18 protein-coding genes are annotated in these 20,507 nt (G+C 73.1%); 6 read left to right on the top strand and 12 right to left on the bottom strand.

The features are described 5' to 3' along the window. Positions 1-13: 13 nt before the first annotated feature. Positions 14-2,275: a malto-oligosyltrehalose synthase gene (treY, locus tag PYR91_RS21815; protein ID WP_279782279.1), complete on the top strand. Its 2,262-nt coding sequence runs from the start codon at positions 14-16 to the stop codon at positions 2,273-2,275. Positions 2,276-2,329: 54 nt separating this feature from the next. Next, positions 2,330-4,054, top strand: a complete 1,725-nt coding sequence (gene treZ, locus PYR91_RS21820; protein WP_279782280.1) for a malto-oligosyltrehalose trehalohydrolase — start codon at positions 2,330-2,332, stop codon at positions 4,052-4,054. A 189-nt stretch (positions 4,055-4,243) separates the two neighbouring features. Here treZ and PYR91_RS21825 read toward each other — a convergent pair whose 3' ends face one another. From PYR91_RS21825 to PYR91_RS21845, 5 genes are all read right to left on the bottom strand, one after another. Further along, positions 4,244-5,071 (bottom strand): ABC transporter permease subunit, encoded by an 828-nt coding sequence (locus PYR91_RS21825; RefSeq protein WP_279782282.1) that lies wholly within the window; start codon positions 5,069-5,071, stop codon positions 4,244-4,246. Positions 5,072-5,109: 38 nt separating this feature from the next. Next, the gene (locus tag PYR91_RS21830; RefSeq protein WP_279782284.1) at positions 5,110-5,883 is read right to left on the bottom strand and encodes an ABC transporter permease; all 774 of its coding nucleotides are present in this window, start codon (positions 5,881-5,883) and stop codon (positions 5,110-5,112) included. Beyond that, on the bottom strand, positions 5,880-6,863 hold the full coding sequence (locus PYR91_RS21835; protein ID WP_279782286.1) for an ABC transporter substrate-binding protein: 984 nt from the start codon (positions 6,861-6,863) through the stop codon (positions 5,880-5,882). Before PYR91_RS21835 ends, PYR91_RS21830 begins: the two co-directional genes overlap by 4 nt. 238 nt (positions 6,864-7,101) lie before the next feature. Then, complete coding sequence (locus PYR91_RS21840) at positions 7,102-7,626, bottom strand: sigma-70 family RNA polymerase sigma factor (protein WP_279782288.1); 525 nt, start codon at positions 7,624-7,626, stop codon at positions 7,102-7,104. 222 nt (positions 7,627-7,848) lie between these two features. Then, positions 7,849-8,781, bottom strand: coding sequence for a MerR family transcriptional regulator (locus PYR91_RS21845; RefSeq protein WP_279782290.1), 933 nt, complete (start codon positions 8,779-8,781; stop codon positions 7,849-7,851). A gap of 186 nt (positions 8,782-8,967) precedes the next feature. Between PYR91_RS21845 and PYR91_RS21850 the strand changes: the two genes are divergently transcribed. Beyond that, on the top strand, positions 8,968-10,257 hold the full coding sequence (locus PYR91_RS21850; protein WP_279782292.1) for a deoxyribodipyrimidine photo-lyase: 1,290 nt from the start codon (positions 8,968-8,970) through the stop codon (positions 10,255-10,257). After that, positions 10,258-10,557: an MTH1187 family thiamine-binding protein gene (locus PYR91_RS21855; RefSeq protein WP_279782293.1), complete on the top strand. Its 300-nt coding sequence runs from the start codon at positions 10,258-10,260 to the stop codon at positions 10,555-10,557. 97 nt (positions 10,558-10,654) lie between these two features. Here the strand turns inward: PYR91_RS21855 and PYR91_RS21860 are convergent, their stop codons facing one another. From PYR91_RS21860 to PYR91_RS21870, 3 genes are all read right to left on the bottom strand, one after another. After that, positions 10,655-11,578 (bottom strand): ABC transporter permease, encoded by a 924-nt coding sequence (locus PYR91_RS21860; RefSeq protein ID WP_279782295.1) that lies wholly within the window; start codon positions 11,576-11,578, stop codon positions 10,655-10,657. A 203-nt stretch (positions 11,579-11,781) separates the two neighbouring features. Next, complete coding sequence (locus PYR91_RS21865; RefSeq protein ID WP_279782297.1) at positions 11,782-12,747, bottom strand: ABC transporter ATP-binding protein; 966 nt, start codon at positions 12,745-12,747, stop codon at positions 11,782-11,784. A gap of 2 nt (positions 12,748-12,749) precedes the next feature. Continuing rightward, the gene (locus PYR91_RS21870; RefSeq protein WP_279782299.1) at positions 12,750-13,568 is read right to left on the bottom strand and encodes an ABC transporter permease; all 819 of its coding nucleotides are present in this window, start codon (positions 13,566-13,568) and stop codon (positions 12,750-12,752) included. Between the two features lie 64 nt (positions 13,569-13,632). On the opposite strand from PYR91_RS21870, the gene PYR91_RS21875 reads away from it, so the two are divergent. After that, positions 13,633-14,649 carry a winged helix-turn-helix transcriptional regulator gene (locus tag PYR91_RS21875; protein WP_279782301.1) on the top strand — a complete coding sequence of 339 codons (1,017 nt, stop codon included), beginning with the start codon at positions 13,633-13,635 and terminating at the stop codon, positions 14,647-14,649. A gap of 22 nt (positions 14,650-14,671) precedes the next feature. Here PYR91_RS21875 and PYR91_RS21880 read toward each other — a convergent pair whose 3' ends face one another. Then, on the bottom strand, positions 14,672-15,442 hold the full coding sequence (locus PYR91_RS21880) for an SAM-dependent methyltransferase (protein WP_279782303.1): 771 nt from the start codon (positions 15,440-15,442) through the stop codon (positions 14,672-14,674). Between the two features lie 318 nt (positions 15,443-15,760). Between PYR91_RS21880 and pgm the strand changes: the two genes are divergently transcribed. Further along, positions 15,761-17,416 (top strand): phosphoglucomutase (alpha-D-glucose-1,6-bisphosphate-dependent), encoded by a 1,656-nt coding sequence (pgm, locus tag PYR91_RS21885; protein ID WP_279782304.1) that lies wholly within the window; start codon positions 15,761-15,763, stop codon positions 17,414-17,416. Positions 17,417-17,440: 24 nt separating this feature from the next. Here the strand turns inward: pgm and PYR91_RS21890 are convergent, their stop codons facing one another. The 3 genes from PYR91_RS21890 to PYR91_RS21900 form a co-directional block, all read right to left on the bottom strand. After that, positions 17,441-18,118 carry a uracil-DNA glycosylase gene (locus PYR91_RS21890; protein ID WP_279782305.1) on the bottom strand — a complete coding sequence of 226 codons (678 nt, stop codon included), beginning with the start codon at positions 18,116-18,118 and terminating at the stop codon, positions 17,441-17,443. Positions 18,119-18,244: 126 nt separating this feature from the next. Next, positions 18,245-19,147 carry a carbohydrate ABC transporter permease gene (locus PYR91_RS21895; protein ID WP_279782307.1) on the bottom strand — a complete coding sequence of 301 codons (903 nt, stop codon included), beginning with the start codon at positions 19,145-19,147 and terminating at the stop codon, positions 18,245-18,247. Next, positions 19,144-20,427, bottom strand: coding sequence for an ABC transporter permease subunit (locus tag PYR91_RS21900; protein WP_279782350.1), 1,284 nt, complete (start codon positions 20,425-20,427; stop codon positions 19,144-19,146). Before PYR91_RS21900 ends, PYR91_RS21895 begins: the two co-directional genes overlap by 4 nt. Positions 20,428-20,507 lie beyond the last annotated feature (80 nt).

The raw sequence follows: 20,507 nt of genomic DNA on the forward strand, positions 1-20,507 counted from the left end.
AAGGGACCCCTACGTGACCGAACCCGTGAAGCCAGCGACGTCCGTGGAACCGGCGACGGTCCCCGCGACCCGGCCCACCGCCACCTACCGCCTCCAGCTCACCCCCGAGTTCGGGTTCGCCCAGGCGGCCGGCCTCGTCGCCTACCTGGCCGAGCTGGGGGTCAGCCACCTGTACCTCTCGCCGATCCTGCAGGCGGCGCCGTCGTCCCAGCACGGGTACGACGTCACCGACCACACCCGCGTCCGGGCGGAGTTCGGCGGTATCGAGCGGCTGCGCGAGCTGGCGGCCATGGGGCTTCCCATCGTGGCCGACATCGTGCCCAACCACATGACCGTTCCGGTGCCGGAGTCCGGCAACCCGCGGCTGTGGGAGGCGCTGAGGGACGGCCCGGGCTCGCCCGCGGCGCGGTACTTCGACATCGACTGGTCCGACGGCACGGTGGCGATGCCGGTGCTGGGCGACGGCGCCGACGTCGAGTCGGAGGTGGTGGTCGACGGCGACGTCGTGCGCTACTTCGACCACGAGTTCCCGGTGCGGCCGGGCAGCGGCGGCCGGCTCGGCGAGCAGCACTACCGGCTGGTCCCGTGGCGCAACGGGCCGGGGTACCGGCGGTTCTTCGACGTCTCGTCGCTGATCGGGCTCAGGGTCGAGGACCCCGAGATCTTCGACGCCACGCACGAGCTGATCCTCTCCCTGGTCGCCGAGGGCCTGATCACCGGCCTGCGCGTCGACCACCCCGACGGGCTGGCCGACCCTCGCGGCTACCTCGCCCGGCTGCGCGAGCGGGCGCCGGTGTGGACGGTGGCCGAGAAGATCCTCGTCGGCGAGGAGCGGCTGCCCGCCGACTGGCCGGTCGACGGCACGACCGGGTACGAGGTGCTCAACATGGTGACCCGGCTGTTCGTCGACCCCGCGGGGTCCGAGCGGCTGATCGACACCTTCGTCAAGCACACCGGGGTCACCGGCGACTACGACGTCGTCGTCTACGAGGCCAAGAAGCAGGTGCTCGCGCAGTTCTTCGGCAGCGAGCTCGACCGGCTCACCAGGGACGCCCCCGAGCTGCGCGCGGCGATGGCCGAGCTGCTCGCCGCCATGCCGGTCTACCGGGCCTACGTCGTGCCCGGCGAGGAGCCGCCGGCCGAGAGCGTCCGGCTGATCCGCGAGGCCGCCGAGGTGGCCGCCGGTCGCGCCGACCCCGACGCCGTCCGGCGCGCGGCCGACCTCGTGCTGCACGGCCCGGCCGAGACCGTCACCCGCTTCCAGCAGAACTGCGGGCCCGTCATGGCCAAGGGCGTGGAGGACACCGCGCTGTACCGCTGGTACCCGCTGTCGTGCCTGAACGAGGTCGGCGGCGAGCCCGACCGCTTCGGCGTCTCGCCGGAGGAGTTCCACGCCTTCGTCGCCGAGCTGCCGCCCTCCACGATGACCACGCTGTCCACCCACGACACCAAGCGCTCGGAGGACGTTCGCGCGCGCCTGGCCGTGCTGTCGGAGCTTCCGGCCGAGTGGGCCGAGGCGGTCGCGGAGTGGTCGGCGCTGGCGTCCTTCGACCCCCGGCTCGACTACCTCGCGTGGCAGAACCTCATGGCCGCCTGGCCGATCAGCGTGGAGCGCTTCACCGACTACCTGCACAAGGCGGCCAGGGAGGCCAAGACCTCCATCTCGTGGATCAACCCCGACCCGGCGTACGAGCGGGGGCTGCGCGACTTCGCCGCCGAGGCGATCAACACCTGCGGCCCGTCCGTCGCCGCGTTCACCGAGCGCGTCGACCGCTACGCCCGGGTGAACTCCCTCGGCCAGAAGCTGGTGCAGATCCTGATGCCGGGCGTCCCCGACGTCTACCAGGGCAGCGAGACGACCGACTTCTCCCTGGTCGACCCGGACAACCGCCGCCCGGTGGACTTCGCCTACCGCCGCTCGCTGCTCGCCCACCCGCGCGGCGGGAGCTGGGACGCCGACAAGATGCGGGTCACCACCACGGCGCTGCGGCTGCGCGCCCGGCTCGATCCCGCGCTGCCGTACGTGCCGCTCGACACCCGGTCCACCGGCGTGGCCGGCGAGCACGCCGTCGCCTTCGCCCGGGGCGACCGGGCGGTCGCGGTCGCCACGCGGCTGCCGGCAGGCCTCGAACGGCGCGGCGGCTGGGGCGCCGAGACCCTCACCCTGCCCCACGGCCGGTGGCACGAGCTGCTCACCGAGACGGTGCACACCGGGCGCATCCCGCTCGGGCACCTGCTCGCGCGTTATCCCGTCGCCATGCTGGAAAGGGGATAGCCGGCGCGGTCACTCGTCGCGTTCGTCACGTTCAGGGGTACTTCGGGGAGAGACATGTTCGAGGTGTGGGCACCGGCCGCCGGCCGCGTCGACGTCGAGATCGACAGGGCGCGCCGTCATGAGATGACCCCCCGTGGCGACGGGTGGTGGTCGGCGGAGGTGCCCGGGGCCGGGCACGGCACCGACTACGCCTTCAGCCTCGACGGAGGGGATCCCCTCCCCGACCCCAGGACACGCTGGCAGCCGGAGGGCATCTTCGGGCCGAGCCGCGTCTACGACCACGACCGCTTCGCCTGGGGCGACCAGGCGTGGCGCGGGCGCGCCCTGCCCGGCTCGGTGATCTACGAGCTGCACGTCGGCGCCTTCACCAAGGAGGGCACGTTCGACGCCGCCGCGGCCCGGCTCGGGCACCTGGTGGAGCTGGGCGTCGACTTCGTGGAGCTGCTCCCCGTGCCGCCGGTGCCCGGCCGCCACAACTGGGGCTACGACGGCGTCGACCTGTACGCGGTGCACGAGGAGTACGGCGGCCCCGACGGGCTCAAGCGTTTCGTCGACGCCTGCCACCGGGCCGGCGTCGGCGTGCTGCTGGACGTCGTCTACAACCACCTGGGGCCGTCGGGCAACTTCCTGGCCCCCTTCGGCCCCTACTTCAACGAGTCGGCGGCGTCGTTCTGGGGCCAGGCCGTCAACCTCGACGGCCGGGACTCCGACGAGGTGCGCCGGTACTTCGTCGGCAACGCCGTGCAGTGGCTGCGCGACTACCACATCGACGGGCTGCGCCTGGACGCCGTGCACGCGCTGGTCGACAGCCGTGCGGTGCACTTCCTGGAGGAACTGGCGGTCGAGGTCGACGCCCTCTCGGCCGCCGTGGGCCGGCCGCTGACGCTGATCGCCGAGTCCGACCTCAACGACCCGCGCCTGGTCACCCCGCGCGAGGCCGGGGGCTACGGCCTGGCGGCGGCGTGGAACGACGACGTGCACCACGCCCTGCACTCGGCGGTGACGGGGGAGCGGCACGGCTACTACTGCGACTTCGGGTCGATGGAGGTGCTGGCCAAGGTGTTCACCTCGGCCTACCTGCACGACGGCACGTACTCCACCTTCCGCGCGCGCACCCACGGCCGCCCGGTCGACCGCCGCACCGTGCCCGGGCACCGCTTCGTCTGCTGCCTGCAGAACCACGACCAGATCGGCAACCGCGCGGCCGGCGACCGCATCCCGCCCGAGCAGCTCAAGATCGGTGCGGGCCTGCTGCTGACCTCGCCGTTCACCCCCATGCTGTTCATGGGCGAGGAGTGGGGGGCCGGCTCGCCCTTCCTGTTCTTCACCGACCACGTCGAGCCGCACCTCAAGCAGGGCGAGGCCGAGCGGCGGCAGCGGGAGTTCGCCGACTTCGGCTACGACGACTGGAGCGCCATGGCGCCCGACCCCTCCGACGACGCCACCTTCCACCGCTCCAAGCTCGACTGGGACGAGCCGTCCTCCCCGGGCCACGAGGAGCTCCTGCGCTGGTACCGCGACCTCATCGCCCTGCGCAAGGCCCACCCCGACCTCGCCGACCCCCGCCTCGACCGCGTCGCGGCCGACTTCGACGAACGGTCCCGCTGGATCGTCCTGCACCGAGGCGCCCTGAGGGTCGTGGCCAACCTCGGCGACACCCCCGTCACCATCCCCTTCCCCCCGGCCGACCTCCTCCTGGCCTCCACCCCCGAGATCACCCGAACCCCCGGCCTCACCCTCCCCCCCACCTCCCTGGCGATCCTCCGCCCCCACCCCTGACCACGCCCCCGCCTCGAAACCTCAGTGGGTCGTCGGTGGAGGTGGGGTGGCCCTGTGTGGGTGGCTGGGAAGCCTGTGCGGCGGGTCGTTCCCCCGCCGCTCCGCTGTGGAATCGCTTAGACGGCGCCGGTGCGGCGGGTCGTGGGGGCGGTGAGGGCGGCGCCGGGTGCGGCGGGGAGCCGGTGCGCGTCAGGGAGTGTCGTGGGCGCCGCTGTGCCAGGCGAGGGCTCGGCGTTCGACGTGGAGGAAGGCGGCGTTGAAGAGCAGGCCCAGGAGGCCGAGGATGACGATGGCGGTCCACATGGAGGGGATGTCGACCTGTCCTTGGGCGACGAGCATGCGGTAGCCGACGCCCTCGGTGCTGCCGATGTACTCGGAGATGATCATCATGATCAGGGCCAGGCCGATGCTGAGCCGCAGGCCGGCGAAGATCTTCGGGGCGGCGGCCGGCAGGATGACCCTCGTGAGCCGGATGGTCCTGGACAGGCCGAACGCCTGGCACGTGTCCAGGTACCGCCGGTCCACGTGGCGGGCCCCGTCCAGGGAGTTGAGCAGGACCGGCCACACCACGCCGAAGACGATCGCCGTGATCTGGAGCGGCGTGCCGACGCCGGTCATGGTCATGAAGATCGGGATGAGCAGCGGCGGCGGCACCGAACGGAAGAAGTGGATCAGCGGCTCGGTGACGTCGCCCAGCAGGCGGGAGCGGCCCAGCAGCACGCCGAGCGCGACGGCGGCGACGCACGCCGCCACCCAGGCCACCACCACGCGGGCCAGGCTCGGCAGCAGGTGGTCGACGGCGTCCTCGGTGAGGAACGCCCGGCCGGCGGGGCCGGAGAACCACAGCTCGTGCAGGTGTACCACGATCAGCGACGGCGGCGGGAAGTAGACGGCCGCGGCCACCCGGGTCGCCGCCTCCCACGCCAGCAGCGCCACCGGCACGATCCACAGCCCGGCCGCCCGCGAGGCGACCCGCCGCGCGGCGCCAGTCCGGTCGGGGCGCACGGGGCGGTTCACCCGAGAGATGGGCCGCCGCGGGCGGCCGGCGGGGCGGGTCACGGGGTTTCCTGAGACGAGCGCGTGTGGTGCCAGCGGAAGGCGCGGCGCTCCGTGGCGGCGAGCAGGGTGTTGACGAGCAGGCCGATCACGCCGGTCCACAGCGTGGCAGCGATCATGAGGTCGCGTCGGTTGCCCGCGGCGGCGTCGCTCACGAAGGTCCCGATGCCGTCGCCGCCCGCGACCAGTTCCACGCTCACCGCGACGATGAGCGCGACCGACGCCGCGATGCGCACGCCGGTCGCGATGAACGGCGCCGCGCTCGGCAGCGAGACCCGCCGCACGACGTCGAGGGACCCGAACCCGAAGCTGCGCAGCGTCTCCTTGGCCAGCGGGTCGACGTCCCGCATGCCGTACATCGTGTTGATCAGCAGCGGCCAGCAGCACGTGTAGACGACCAGCGCGATCTTCCCCTGCTCCCCGCTGGTGAACAGGAACATCGCCAGCGGCAGCAGCGCCACCGACGGGATCGGCCGCAGGAACTCCACCAGCGGACGTACGGCACGGTCGACCGCGGGCAGGGTGCCCATCACCAGCCCGGACGGCACCGCCAGCGCGCAGGCGAGCAGCAGCCCGGCCGCGCAGGACGACAGCGTGCCGCCCACCCCGGCCAGGAAGCCGGGGTCGGCGAGCAGCCCGGCCGCCCCGGCGAGGATGGAGGACACGAGCGGCAGCGTGTAGGTGTCGATCACCCCCGCGCGGCCCAGGGCCTCCATCAGGAGAAGGAACCCCGCGGCGCCGAGCGCGCCGCGAAGTGCCCTTCGGCCGGTCACCGCGGGGAGGTCGCCACGAGGGTGGTGGCGTCGGCCCTGCCCTTGGTGACCTGGAACTCCTGCAACAGGTCGGCCACGCGCTGGACGCGGGAGGGGTCGAGCGAGGTGGAGAACCGGCCCAGCGCCATGGTGGCGGCCACCTCGGCGGGGATCTGGGTGAAGGTGGGGATCACCTTGTCGAGCGCGGCGCGGTCGCTCGCGGCGATGCGCTGCGCCTTGCCGATCGCCCGCTGGAAGGCGGCGGCGGTCTTGGGATGCTTGGCGACCCAGTCGGCGGTGGCGGCCCAGCCGTCGAGCGGGAGCCCTTCGGTGGGGCCGGTCAGGGTGTCGACGAGCAGGCGCGCGCCGAGCTCCTTCTTGGCCGCGGAGATGTAGGGCTCGGTGGTCCACGCCGCGTCGACGGTGCCGGCCCGAAGCTGGGTGAGGTGCTCGGCGAACGGCACCGGCACGAAGCTGACGTCCCCCGGGGTCAGGCCGTTGGCCTTCAGGTGCGCGCTGACGCTGACTTCGCCGAGCGCCTTGACCACGTTCACCGCGATCTTCTTGCCCCGCAGGTCCTTCACGTCCTTGAGCGGGGAGTCGCCGGCGACGACGACGCCGTTGACGCCGGGCGCGGCCTCCTGCGACTGCGCGAGCATCTTCAGCTTGGCGGCACCGGACTCGCTGATGGTGATCAGTGAGACGTAGCTGGTCAGGAAGGCGTCCATGCTGCCGTTGAGGATCTTCGGCATGACGGCCTGCGGCGCCTGGATGGTCTCGGTCTCGACGGTCAGGCCCTCCTGCCGGAAGAAGCCCTTCTCCTGCGCGATGAACAGCGGCGCGGACGACGGCACCGGCACGATGCCGATCGTCAGCTCGGCCTTCTCCAGGCCACCCCCGGTGGCGGGCCGGGGCGCTTCGGTGCCCGAGCCGCAGGCGGCGAGGGCGAGCACCGTGGCGAGAGCGGCCAGCGACGCGCGGACGGAAAGTCCCGTCCTCATCTGTGCTCCTTCGGTCGTGGAAGCCGCGCCCGGCCCGCAGAATTCCCCGGCGAGGAGACACGGCAGGACAGCGGCGAGCCTAGCGGACCAGGACCGCGAAGACCCGGGATGCGACCGCTATAACCGGGCTACCGGTTGATTTGCATACCTTTCCGGAACCCGTGGCGGAGCAGGGGGTTACGGGCGCGGGAGCCACGCTCGCGAGCGCCCGGGGGCGGGCCGGGAGCCCGCCGGGAGGTCAGGCGGCCGTCCGCGAGAGGACGGCCGACAGCTTGCGCAGGCCGCGCGCCGTGCGGGCCTTGACGGTGCCGAGCGGCACGTCGAGGCGCTCGGCGATCTCTCGCTGGGTGAGCTCGCCGTAGTAGGCCAACTCGATCGCCTCGCGCTGCGGACCGGGCAGGATGGCGAGGGCCCGGCGGAGCTGGTCGCGGCTGCCGAAAGCGTCGGCGGTGTCGCGGCCGTCGCCGTCCCTGGGCTCGGCCACGCTGTCCAGCGGGACGGTCGTGAGCGTGCGCACCCGCAGGTGGTCGATGGCCCGCTTGCGGGCGATGCCCAGCAGCCACGCCTCCAAGCTGCGGCCGGGGTCGTAGCGGTGGGCCGAGCGCCACACCTCCGAGAACACGACCTGACGCACGTCGTCGATGTCCTGAGGCGGCACCAGCCTGCGCAGGTAGCCCGCCACCAGGGCCGCGTACGTCTGGTAGCACTCCGCGAGGGCGTCTTCGTGGCCCTCGGCAAGCCGGGTGCCGAGCGTGCTCTCCATGGGAGCCTCCTCCGGCAGAAAACTTATTCAAAACCTATTCATAGCGAAGTCGAACGGCGTGGCGCAACCCGGTCGGCCCAAATCCGGGACAGGCCTTCCCCAAAGAGATCGACGTCGCGATGGCATGCGGGCGAGACCGCGAACAGGCCCGGCGGCGCGCTGACGGGCCGCTCGCGCGGCACGGCGGAAACGGTGGCGCGACCGGGTGGGGACGGGGACGCGCTAGCCGAGCGCGGCCAGCACCTGCGTGACGGCGTCGGCCAGCGAGTGCGCGCGCGCGACCCCGGCCGGCGGGCGCCGGTCGCCCCAGCCGGGGCCGCCGAGGACGATCCGGCTCGCCGGGCGCAGCACCGGCAGCCGCTGGAGCGGCGCAGGGTCGCCGGTCGCCTCCAGTTGCGACCAGACGAAGACCGCAACCGGGCCGAGGCGCCGCATGGCGTCCCCGAGCGCCGAGTACGGCGTGCGCGGGCCGAGCACCCGCGTCTCCAGGCGGTGCGCGGAGGTGAGCGTGGCGGCCAGCGCGTACACCGGCAGGCTGTGCTGGTCGTCCTCGGCGCACGCCAGCAGCACCGGGCGCGGGTGGGCGGGGTCGGCGGGGCGGCCGGTGAGCCGGCTCAGCGCCGAGAGCAGCCGCTCGGAGAACAGGTGCTCGATCTCCACGCCCGCGCCCGTGGTCTCCTGGCGCCGGCAGATCGCGTCGAGCACCGGCAGGGCCAGCCGCTCCCACGTCCAGGCGACCCCGTGCGCGGCCAGCGCCGCGTCCAGGTGCTCGACCACCGCCACCGCGTCGAGGTTGAGCGCGGCCCTGGCCAGGACGGCGCTGCTCGCCACGCGCGCGGGGGTGCCGGCGCCCACCTCCGGCAGGGGGGCCGCCGCGCCCCGGGTGTTGAGGGCCGCCTGCGCCGCCTCGGCGGGCGGCAGACCGGCCTTGATCAGCCGGTTCATCGTCTCAAGGCGCACGAGATCGGCGGCGTCGTAGCGCCGGTGCCCGCCGGGGCTGCGACGGCTCGGCCCGATGCCGTAGCGCAGGTTCCAGGTTCGCAGGGTGGGCGCGGGGACGCCGAGCCGGCGAGCGACCGCCCCGATGCCGTAGCTCGGACCGTCGTCGCCCGGGTCGCCGGACTCGCCGGCCGTCACCTCGCTGTGATCATCCATCCGATCGTTCCTGGTCCGCGCCCTCCGCACCCCCCGTCGAGGCGACGGGGGAGGCCGACGTACAGCCTGGCAGGCGCAGGGCGATGGCGGGGGCCGTCCGTACCGGGCGGCATCCCACCCCCTCCTTCGGGCGGCCCCCCACGGCCGGACGCAACCGCGCGCCGTGGAGTGCCCGAAGAACTCTACGTGGACACAGTCATCGTGCTGTTCACCCGAGATCTGCGGGTTCACGACCACCCCGCTCTGGCCACGGCGTGCGCGCGGGCCCGGTCCGTCGTCCCGCTGTTCGTCGTGGACGAGGCCATAGCGCCGCACCACCGCGGCGGGTTCCTCGCCGAGGCCCTGGATGATCTGCGCTCCACGCTGCGCGACCTCGGCGCGGACCTGGTGGTGCGCCGGGGCGACCCGGTGGCCGAGGCGGTGAAGCTGGCGTGGGAGGTGCGGGCCCAGGCGATCTGGGTCTCCGCCGACGTCAGCGCCTACGCCCGGCGGCGCGAGCGGCGCTTCGCCTCCGCGTGCGGCGAGCGGCGCCTGGAGTTCCGCACGTTCCCCGGGCTCACCGTCGTCCCGGCCGGCGAGCTGACGCCGCTCGGGGGAGACCACTACCGGGTGTTCACGCCCTACTGGCGGGTGTGGTCGGGGGCCGAGCGGCGGCTGGTGCTCCCCGCGCCTTCCTTCGTCCCCCTGCCCGAGGGCGTCGACCCCGGAGAGCTGCCCGAGGTGCCGCGCAGGCCGCACGGGAACCCGCCCGGCGGGGAGACGGCCGCGCGGCGGCGGCTGGAGCTGTGGCTCAAGCTGTGCCTGGCCGACTACCCCGACGCCCACGACGATCTGGGTGAGGACGGGACGTCGATGCTCAGCCCGTACCTGCGGTTCGGCTGCGTGTCGCCGCTGGAGGTGGTGACGCGGGCCGAGGGGCTCCCGGGCGGGCCGGAGTTCGTCCGTCAGCTCTGCTGGCGCGACTTCTACTACCAGGTGGCCCTGGCCTTCCCCGACCTGCCGCGGCGCGACTACCGGCCCCGGGACGTCGACTGGCGCGACGACGAGCTCGCCGCCGACGCGTGGCGCGAGGGCGTGACCGGGATCCCCATCGTCGACGCCGGGATGCGCCAGCTCCGCGCCGAGGGGTGGATGCACAACCGCGCCCGCCTGATCGTCGGCTCCTACCTGACCAAGAGGCTGCGCATCCATTGGCGGGTGGGCGGCGACCACTTCGCCGACCTGCTGCTGGACGCCGACATTCCCAACAACTGGGGCAACTGGCAGTGGGTCGCCGGCACCGGCAACGACACCCGGCCGAACCGGACGCTCAACCCGCTGCGCCAGGCCATGAAGCTGGACCCGGCGGGAGACTACGTACGGCGCCACGTCCCCGAGCTGGCCGGCGTGCCCGCGCCGCTGGTGCACGCCCCCTGGAAGGCGCGCACGCCCATCCCCGGTTACCCGGCGCCGATCGGCGGCCTGGACAATGAGTGAATGATCATTGCTTTCTCCGTGACCCCGCTCGGCGTGGGCGAGGGCGTGTCCGAGCCGGTCGCCCGCGCGGTGCGGGTGGTCCGTGACAGCGGCCTGCCCAACAGCACCGACGCCATGTTCACCACGCTCGAAGGCGAGTGGGACGAGGTGATGGACGTCGTGCGGCGGGCCGTCGAGGCCGTCGCGGAGGTGGCCCCGCGGGTCAGCCTCGTGCTGAAGGCAGACGTCCGCCGGGACACCCACGACGCCATGACCACCAAGGTCGAGTCCCTGGAACGCCACCTGGACGGCACCGGCTGACCGCGCCCCGCTCCCGGCCCCCGGCCCGCGCCCGCCCGCCGGTCCCCGCCGGTCGCCGGCCCGCGCCGTCCCCGTGCGGGGGGGTCGCCGGGCCCGGCTAGAAGAGCCGGAGCCGCCCGGTGCGCTGCGCCCGGGCCTCGCCGAGCCGTAGCGCCGCGACGGCCCCGAGCAGGCAGGCCGCCGACAGCGCGGCCACCCACAGCAGGGCGGGCGTGAGCTGCCCGAGCGTCTGCCCGTCCAGCAGCGCCCCCCTGACGACCGCCAGGCTGCCGGTGAGCGGCAGCAGCGAGCCCGCCGCCCTGATCCACCCGGGCAGCGCGAACAGCGGCAGCCGGACGCCCGCGGCGAACCACATGGGGTCGTCGAGCAGCGTGTAGAGGAAGGCCGAGTCGCGGGAGAAGATCAACAGGCTGTTGAGCAGCGCGCCCCACGCGACGGCGGGCACCAGCACGGCGAGCAGCACGACGGCGTACATCCCCGGGTGGGCCACGCGCGCCACGTCGAGCACGGTGAACATGGCCACCGTGAAGCAGGTGAACAGCCACGCGTTCTGCACCAGGGCGCCGAACCCGTTGGCCACGACGATGGCGAGCCGGTTGGCCGGCGACAGGAACAGCAGCTCCAGCGTGCCGGTGACCCGCTCGAACGAGAAGTGCCAGGCCGACTGCACCAGGGAGAAGAAGAACGTGAACCCGAGCGCGCCGGTGGCGAGGAACGCCAGCAGCCGCTCCGGGTCGGCCGCCAGCGGCCACCGCCCGGCGATCCCGGGCGTCGCCGCCAGCGGGCGCACGGTGTAGTACGTCGCCGCGAGCTGCATCAGCGGCCAGATCAGCATCGAGAAGACCACGAGCTTGCCGCCGAAGATCCGCCGGTGCTGCTTGAGCGCCTCCGCCGCGAAGACCCGCCCCGCGTGCCGCAGCGCCCGGCCCCTCCGGAACGCGCGAGGCCCGGTCCCTTCCCGGCCGCGCCCCGGCTTCCCGCCCAGGCCGTACAGCAGCGTCTCGTGCGGCCGGGGGGCCATCCGATCATGGGCCCCCGCGCGCCGCGAGAACGCCCCGGCACGGCCGTGCGGCGCGGACTCCCGCCGTGGGCCGGCCGCCGCGGCCCGCCAGACGGCCTCGGTCCGGCGGTATGACGGGGGCTCCTCCTGCCGTGGACCGGCCGTCGCGCCCCGCGAGAGGTCCCCGAGGCGGTACGGCGGGGTCTCGTGGGCCCGTGACGCCATCACGCGGTGACCAGGCGGGGGGCGTCGGCGAGGGCCAGGATGGCGTCCTCCAGGGACGGCTCGGCCACCTCCAGGCCCGCGAGGGTGCCTCCGGCGGCGACGACGGCCATGGCGAGCGGGCCGGCGACGTCGTCGGGGTGGCTCAGCGAGACCACCACGCCTCCGTCGTCGGCCGGCTCCAGCCCGGCGTCCGTGCCGAGCCGGGCGGCGAAGGCGGCCACGGCGGCCTCGACCCCCGGCGACCGCTCGGCCAGCCGGATGCGGACGGTGCGGTGACAGCCGGCCCGCGCGGTGAGCTCGGCCGGGCTGCCCGCGGTGACGTGCCTGCCCTCGCCGATGACGTACACGTGCCCGCACAGCTCCTCGACCTCGGTCAGGTAGTGGGAGGTGAGCAGCACTCCGGTGCCCTCGCGGGCCAGCCGGGCCACCAGCCGGCGCAGGTCGCGCGCGATCGGCGCGTCCAGTCCGAGGGTGGGCTCGTCGAGCAGCAGGTAGGCCGGGTCGTTGACCAGCCCGCGCGCGATGGACAGCCGCTGGGCCATGCCGCGCGAGTAGCGCTCCACCGTCGTGTCGGCGGCGGCGGTCAGCCCCACCAGCTCCAGCAGCTCCTCGACGCGGCCGCGCAGGACGGCTCGGGGCACGTCGTAGAGGCGGCCGAAGTACCAGAGGTTCTCCCGGCCGGTCATGCGGGCGTAGACCATGCGCTCGCCGCCCGCGATGAGGTTGATCCTGCGGCGCACGGCGTCCGGCTGCCGCAGCGGGTCGAGCTCGTCCACGCGCACGGTGCCGCTGGTCTGGTGGAGCAGCGTGGCCATGATCTTGATGGTCGTGGTCTTGCCGGCGCCGTTCAGCCCGAGCAGGCCGGTGACGCGCCCTCGCGGGACCTCCAGGGTGAGCCCGTCCACCGCCACCGCCGTGGTGCGGCGGGTGCGGAACTCCTTGCGCAGGTCGTCCGTCCTGATCATGATCAGTAGCTCCTCTGCATGGCGTGCCGTTCGGCGAGGGGAAGCCAGCGCAGCCCGGCGACGGCGTAGGCGAGGCCGAGCCCGAGGGCCGCGGCCAGGCGGCCGGGCGACACCCCGGCGCCCGTGGTGAAGGCGCCCCTGACCACGTCCATCGCCGCGGTCGTGGGCACCAGCTCGCCGGCCCACCGAAGGACGGCGGGCAGGTCCTGGCGCGGGAAGGTGAAGCCCGACAGCAGGGCGATGGCGAAGAACAGCGTGTTCTGGGTGATGTGCGCCTCGCCCGCGATGATCATCACGGCGCTGAGCACCGCCGACATCCCGAACACCGCGACACCGAGTGCCAGCACGGCCAGCAGCGCGTCCGGCGGGCCGGTCGACTCCAGGCGCACCCCCAGGACGCGGGCGCACGCCACCAGGACGGTCACCTCCAGGGCGATCGCGGTGTAGGCGAAGGCGGTGAACCCCGCCAGGTACGGCAGCCGGCCAGGCGGCGTGACGAGCAGGGCTCCGAGTGTCCCCTCGCGCTGCTCCTGGATCAGCGCCTTGGCGACCCACAGGATGCCGTGGGTGGTGAACATGAAGGCCGCGGCGCCGACCGTGATGTACCCGAGGTAGTCGGCCGTGCCGGTCGCCGCGGCGAAGCTGGCCGCCACCCGCCCGCCGCCGATCGCCTCCAGCCCGAGGTGGGCGAGGCCCACGGTGAAGACGCCGAGCATCAGCGTCCCGACGAAGTACGACCAGGGGTACGCGCGCCGGGTGACCGACCAGGTCCTGTGGAAGGTCGCCCAGGCGACGGTCACCGCGGGCGGGGGCGTGGGCATAGTCAGTCTCCTTTGGGAACTGATGAGTTCCTATCAGAGACCGACGCGGGTGTAAAGTTCGCGCATGGGTCGTGAACTACGTGACCGGGATCTGTGGTGCGCGATCGCGCAGGCCGCCGCGGTCGTCGGCGACTGGTGGAGCCTGCTGATCGTCCGCGAGGTGACCCGCGGCCACCACCGCTTCGAGGAGCTGCTCGCCGAGCTGGGCGTCTCGCGCAAGGTGCTCAGCGAGCGCCTCAGGCACCTGGTCGACCACGAGGTGCTCGAACGCCGCCCCTACCAGACCGGCCCCACCCGCCACGAGTACGTGCTGACCCCCACCGGCGCGGCCCTGGCCCCCGTCCTCATCGCCATGCAGGACTGGGGCGACCGCTGGCTGCTGGCCGACGGCTCCCTCACCGGCAGCGCCGCCCCCGAGAGCGCCGAGTCCGCCCGCGTCCACGCCCTCCTGGGCACGCCCATCCCGTCCCCCCTCCGCCTCCCCGCCACGACGCCCCCCACCCGAGTCCCCGCCCCCTCCGGCGCACCCACGGGCGACACGGTCCGCTCCGGCGGCCCCGGGCGCGACACTGATCGCTCCGGAGCGCCCGGGCGCGAGGACGCGATCTCCGGCGCGGGGCTCGGCGGGACGCCGGCGGAGGTGGACGTCGTCGCGGCGGCGCGGGCCACGATCCTGTTCGCCTACCCCGCGACCGGCATCCCCGGCCCCCTGCCGCCCGGCTGGGACACGGTCCCCGGCGCGGTCGGCTGCACGCTGGAGAACCGCCTGTTCCGCCAGGCGGCCCCGGCCCTGGCGGCCGACGGCGTGGCCGTCCGCGGCGTCAGCACCCAGCGCCCCGACGAGCAGGCGGTCTTCGCCCGCGCGGAGGACATCGCCTTCCCCCTGCTGTCCGACATGGACCTGCGCCTCACCGCCGCCCTGCGCCTGCCCACCTTCAGGATCGGCCAGACCCTCAGGATGAAACGGCTGATCCTCGTCACCGACGCCTCACGCGTCGTCCGCCACGTCGTCTACCCCGTGCTGGACGTCGCGACGGCGGTCGCCGAGGCGGCCGACGCCGCCCGCGAGGTCGCGCGCTGAACCCGGCCGCGAGCCGGCCGGGTCAGGGCTTGCGGGCGACGGCGCCGAAGCCGAGTCTGCTGTAGGTCGGCAGGACGTCCTCGGTGGCGTAGCGGTCGGGGTCCACGCGCTCGAAGTCGCCGAAGAACACGTCGACCTCCTCCGGCGTGCGCGGGACGAGGGGCGTGCTGGTCTTGGCGTAGATCTCCTTCAGCCGGTTCGCGCTGGGGGTCCGTTCCTCGACCGACGACAGGTGGCTGATCGCCAGGTGGCTGCCGGGCGCCATCATGGCGCGCAGGCGGTTCAGGTGCTCCTCCGGCTCGGCCAGGTAGTGCAGCACCGCGACCATGAGCATGCCCACGGGCTGGTCCCAGTCGATGAGGCCGGTGCGGGAGATCTGGTCGTGCAGGTCCTCGGGCTTGCGCAGGTCGCCGTGGATCATGGCGACGGTGGCTGTGTTGGCCAGCAGGGCACGCCCGTGCACGCACACCACGGGGTCGTTGTCGACGTACACCGTGCGCGCGAGGGGATGGACGGCCCGGGCGACCTCGTGGACGTTGGGCTGCGTCGGCAGCCCGGCGCCGATGTCGACGAACTGCTGGATGCCCTCCTCGGCGGCCATGTACCGGACGGCGTTGACCAGGAACACGCGGTTGTAGCGGACGGCCTGGCGGGCCTCGGGGAACGCCTTCATGATCTGCTCGGCCGCGGCACGGTCGGGGGCGAAGTTGTCCTTGCCGCCGAGCATGTAGTCGTAGATCCTCGCCGAGTTCGGCGTGGTGGGGTCGAAGCCGTCCGGAGATTCTCGGCTCAACGCGTCCTCCTCCGTCCGGCGACCACGGTCGCGATCGGGCCACGGCCCGGACAGGCCGCCGGACCAGGCGTCCGGCGCCGGAATGGGAGCGGCCGGTCGTCGCGGATCCGGCCGGTCCACCGCCGTCCCGATCCTACTGGAAAGCCCCCTTACAAACTGGGTCAAACCAGCTGTTCAACGCGAATGACGCACCTCCCACCGCAATAGCCGAGGTGAGTAGCATCAGCCATGGGTCGCCACATGCCCCGGAAACCGGTGGAATGCGAAAGACCGGGGTAGTCGGCCCCCGACCGTGACGAGCGTGGACGAGGAGTTCTGATGGCGCACGAGCGCGCTGGGACGCAGGCGCAGGCATCCGATCTGGTGGACGTGCCCCGTCTCGTGACGGCGTACTACGCCCTGCACCCCGATCCGGAGGTCCCCGGGCAGCGGGTGTCCTTCGGCACCTCCGGCCACCGCGGCTCCTCGCTCGCCACCGCCTTCAACGAGGACCACATCCTGGCCACCACCCAGGCCATCTGCGAGTACCGGGCCCTGCAGGGCGTCGACGGCCCGCTCTTCCTGGGCGTCGACACCCACGCCCTGTCGGAGCCCGCGCGGGTCACGGCGCTGGAGGTCTTCGCCGCCAACGACGTCACCGTGCTGGTCGACGACCGTGACGGCTACACCCCCACCCCGGCGGTCTCCCACGCGATCCTCGCCCACAACCGCGGGCGCGCCACCGGCCTGGCGGACGGCGTCGTGGTGACGCCGTCGCACAACCCGCCCAGGGACGGTGGGTACAAGTACAACCCGCCCAACGGCGGCCCGGCGGACACCGGCGCCACCTCGTGGATCCAGGACCGCGCCAACGCGCTGATCGCCGGGGGCCTGAAGGAGGTCCGGCGCGTCCCCTACGCCCGCGCGATCGCGGCCGCCACCACGCGGCGGTACGACTTCCTCGGCTCCTACGTCGACGACCTGCCGTCGGTGCTCGACCTCGACGCGATCCGCGGGGCCTCGGTGCGCGTCGGCGCCGACCCGCTCGGCGGCGCGAGCGTCGCCTACTGGGGCGAGATCGCCGAGCGGCACCGCCTCGACCTCACCGTGGTCAACCCGGCCGTGGACCCCACCTGGCGCTTCATGACGCTCGACTGGGACGGCAAGATCAGGATGGACTGCTCCTCGCCGTACGCCATGGCCTCCCTGATCGCCGGCCGCTCGGAGTACCAGGTGGCCACCGGGAACGACGCGGACGCCGACCGGCACGGCATCGTCACCCCCGACGGCGGGCTGATGAACCCCAACCACTACCTCGCCGTGGCGATCTCCTACCTGTGGGGCCACCGGCCCGGGTGGCCGCAGGGCGCGCGGGTCGGCAAGACCATGGTCAGCAGCGGCATGATCGACCGAGTGGTGGCCGACCTCGGGCGCGACCTGTACGAGGTGCCGGTCGGGTTCAAGTGGTTCGTCGGGGGCCTGCTCGACGGCTCGCTCGGCTTCGGCGGGGAGGAGAGCGCGGGCGCGTCCTTCCTGCGCCGCGACGGCTCGGTGTGGACCACCGACAAGGACGGGATCATCCTGGCCCTGCTCGCCGCGGAGATCATCGCGGTCACCGGCGAATCGCCCAGCGAGCTGTACACCGGGCTGACCGCGCGGTTCGGGGACCCCGCCTACGCGCGGGTGGACGCCCCGGCGAGCCGGGAGGAGAAGGCGGTGCTCGGGCGGCTGTCCGCCGACGACGTCACGGCCGGCGAGCTGGCCGGAGAGCCGGTCACCAAGATCGAGACCACCGCGCCCGCGAACGGGGCCCCGCTCGGCGGCGTCAAGGTGTCGACCGAGAACGCCTGGTTCGCCGCCCGGCCCTCGGGCACCGAGGACGTCTACAAGATCTACGCGGAGTCGTTCAACGGCTCCGGGCACCTGGCGCGGGTGCAGGACGAGGCCCGCGCGCTCGTGGGCGCGGCGCTGCGCGAGGCCGGGGGGCAGCCGTAGGACGCCTGCCCCCGCGGCGGGCGGTCAGGGCAGTTTCCACTCGATGGGCGAGGCGCCCTGCTGTTCGAGCAGGGCGTTGGCCCGGCTGAAGGGCCGGCTGCCGAAGAAGCCGTTGCGCGCCGACAACGGGCTCGGGTGCGCAGACTCCACGGACGGCACGTGCTTGAGCATCGGCTTGAGCGAGCGGGCGTCGCGGCCCCACAGGATGGCGACGAGCGGCTCCCCACGCGCGACCAGCGCGTGGATGGCCTGCTCGGTGACCTCCTCCCACCCCTTGCCGCGGTGGGAGGCGGGCTTGCCGGGCGCGACGGTGAGCACCCTGTTGAGCAGCAGCACGCCCTGTTCGGTCCACGGCGTGAGGTCGCCGTTGGACGGCGGCGGCAGGCCGAGGTCGGCGGCGTACTCCTTGTAGATGTTGACGAGGCTGCCGGGCAGCGGGCGGACGTCCGGGGCGACCGAGAAGCTGAGGCCGACGGCGTGCCCGGGGGTCGGGTAGGGATCCTGCCCGACGATGAGCACCCGCACCTGGTGGAAGGGCTGCTGGAAGGCCCTGAGCACGTTGGGCCCCGCCGGGAGGTACTGCCTGCCTTCGGCGATCTCGCCTCTGAGGAAGTCGCCCAGGGCGGAGACCCGCGGGCCCACGGGCTCCAGGGCCTGGGCCCACCCGGCTTCGACGACTTCGTGTAATGGACGACCGGTCATGCCGGGATCCTAGTCGCGCGGGCCCGCGGGCGAACCGGAACGGGCCAAGCGCCGGAAGAAGATCGTGAACGGATTCGCCGGGGCGCCCGCCTGCCCCCGCGAGACGGGCGCCCCGGCGAATCGGGGCTACTTCACCGAGCCCGCGAGCAGGCCCTGGACGAAGTAGCGCTGGAAGGAGAAGAAGAGCACCAGGGGGATGATCAGTGACAGGAAGGCTCCCGGCGCGAGGATGTCCACGTTGGTACCGAACTGGCGCATCTGCGACTGCAGCGCCTTGGTCATCGGCTGGGCCCCGGTGTCGGCGAAGACCAGCGCGATGAGCAGGTCGTTCCACACCCACAGGAACTGGAAGATGCCCAGCGAGGCGATCGCAGGCTTGGCCAGTGGGAACACCACGGTCGAGAAGATCTTCCACTCGCTCGCGCCGTCCATGCGCGCCGCTTCCAGCAGCTCCTTGGGGATGCCGGCGAAGAAGTTGCGCAGCAGGAAGATGGCGAACGGCAGCCCGAAGGCCACGTGGAACAGCACCACGCCCGGGATGGACCCGAAGATGCCGAAGAACCCGTAGAGCTTGGCGATCGGGATCAGGGCGATCTGGATGGGCACCACGAGCAGCCCGACGACCACCAGGAACAGCCCGTCGCGGCCGGGGAACTCGATCCACGCGAAGGCGTAGCCAGCCATGGCCGCGATGCCGATGACCAGGACGGTCGTCGGCACCGTGATGGCCACGGTGTTCCAGAACGACGACGTGAACCCGCTGGCCAGCAGGTTCGTGTAGTTGTCGAGCGTCAGCTGCGCCGGCTTGGTGAAGAACGTCCACCAGCCGCTGGAGTTGTTGTCGGCGTCGCCGCGCAGCGACACCACCAGCAGGCCGAGGGTCGGCAGCAGCCAGAACAGCGCGAGCACGATGAGGACGACCTGCACCAGGCCGCCGCCCAGTTTGTCCACCACCCGCCCCAGGGGGCTGCGGCGCACCGCGCCCGCGGCGTCGCCCGTGTCCGGGCGCGCGGCCGTAAGCGTCGTCATGACTGCTCCCTCCGGAACCGCCGGATGTTGATCGCCATGAACGGCAGCACCAGCACCAGCAGGAAGATCGCGAGCGCGCTTCCCAGCCCCTGGTTCCCGCCGCCGCCGAACGACACCCGCCACATCTCCAGCGCGATCACGTTGGCCTCCGGTTGCACCGACCCGGGCGCGATGACGAAGACCAGGTCGAACACCTTGAGGGTGTTGATGATCATCGTCACCAGGACCACGAGCAGGACGGGGGAGAGCAGGGGGATCGTGATCCGGCGGAACACCTGCCACTCGGTGGCGCCGTCGATGCGCGCCGCCTCCAGGGCGTCGCGCGGGATGGCCGAGAGCCCCGCCGCGATCAGCACCATGGCGAACCCGGCCCACACCCAGATGAACGCCCCGATGATCGCCGGGGTGATCAGCGCCGGGCCGAGCCAGCTCGCCCCGCCGAACTGCGCGGAGAAGTTCGACTGCGGCAGCCGCACCTCGTAGGAGCCCTCGGGCAGGCCGGCGAACTGGAAGGTGCCGTCGGGGGCGGTCGTGGTGGTGCCCTTGACCGCTCCGCCGGACACCGCTTCCACGGTGATGCCGGGCATGCCCCGCTCGTTGCCGTCGATCTGGTTGACCGTGCCGCCGCCGGGGGTGAAGTCGAGCCACACCGTGCCGGCCAGCCCCCCGGGCGTCGCGGACGCCTGCTTGGCGCCGGCCGCGTCGTCGGGCAGCGCGTCCGGCCGCAGGCCGACCAGCGGGATCATCACCTGCTGGCCCGCCTGCGCGGGCTGCTTGGTGACGACGGCGCCCTGGTCGGCGGCCACGGGCGCCTGGTCGTTCTCGCGCGGCCGTGCGCCGGGGTAGCCGCTGCTGGACGCGAACACGTCGTGCACCGAGGTGATGATCGCGTTGGCGACGCCCTTGTCGGGGTCCTGCTCGTAGACCAGCCGGAAGATGACTCCGGAGGCCAGCAGCGACACCGCCATGGGCATGAACACGATGAGCTTGAACGCGGTGGCCCAGCGGATCCGCTCGGTCAGCACCGCGAAGATCAGGCCCAGCACGGTCACCAGGCTCGGGGCCACCACGACCCAGATGAGGTTGTTCCTGATCGTGGTCAGCGTGCTGGGGTCGCTGAAGATCGCCCCGTAGTTCTCCAGCCCGACGAAGCCGCCGCCGCCGGCGTCGTACAGGCTGCGCCAGATCGAGTAGACGATCGGGTAGATCACCCAGGCTCCGAGCAGCACGAACGCCGGCAGCAGGAAGAACAGGGCGATCTTGGGGGAGGGGCCGAGCACGCCCGACGCGCCGTACGCGACCTTGCCGGCCGCCTGGCCGGTGGCGACCGCGGGGGGAGCGCCGCTGGTGGAGCCGTCCT

Source organism: Sphaerisporangium sp. TRM90804 (assembly GCF_029846175.1).
GTDB lineage: Bacteria > Actinomycetota > Actinomycetes > Streptosporangiales > Streptosporangiaceae > Sphaerisporangium.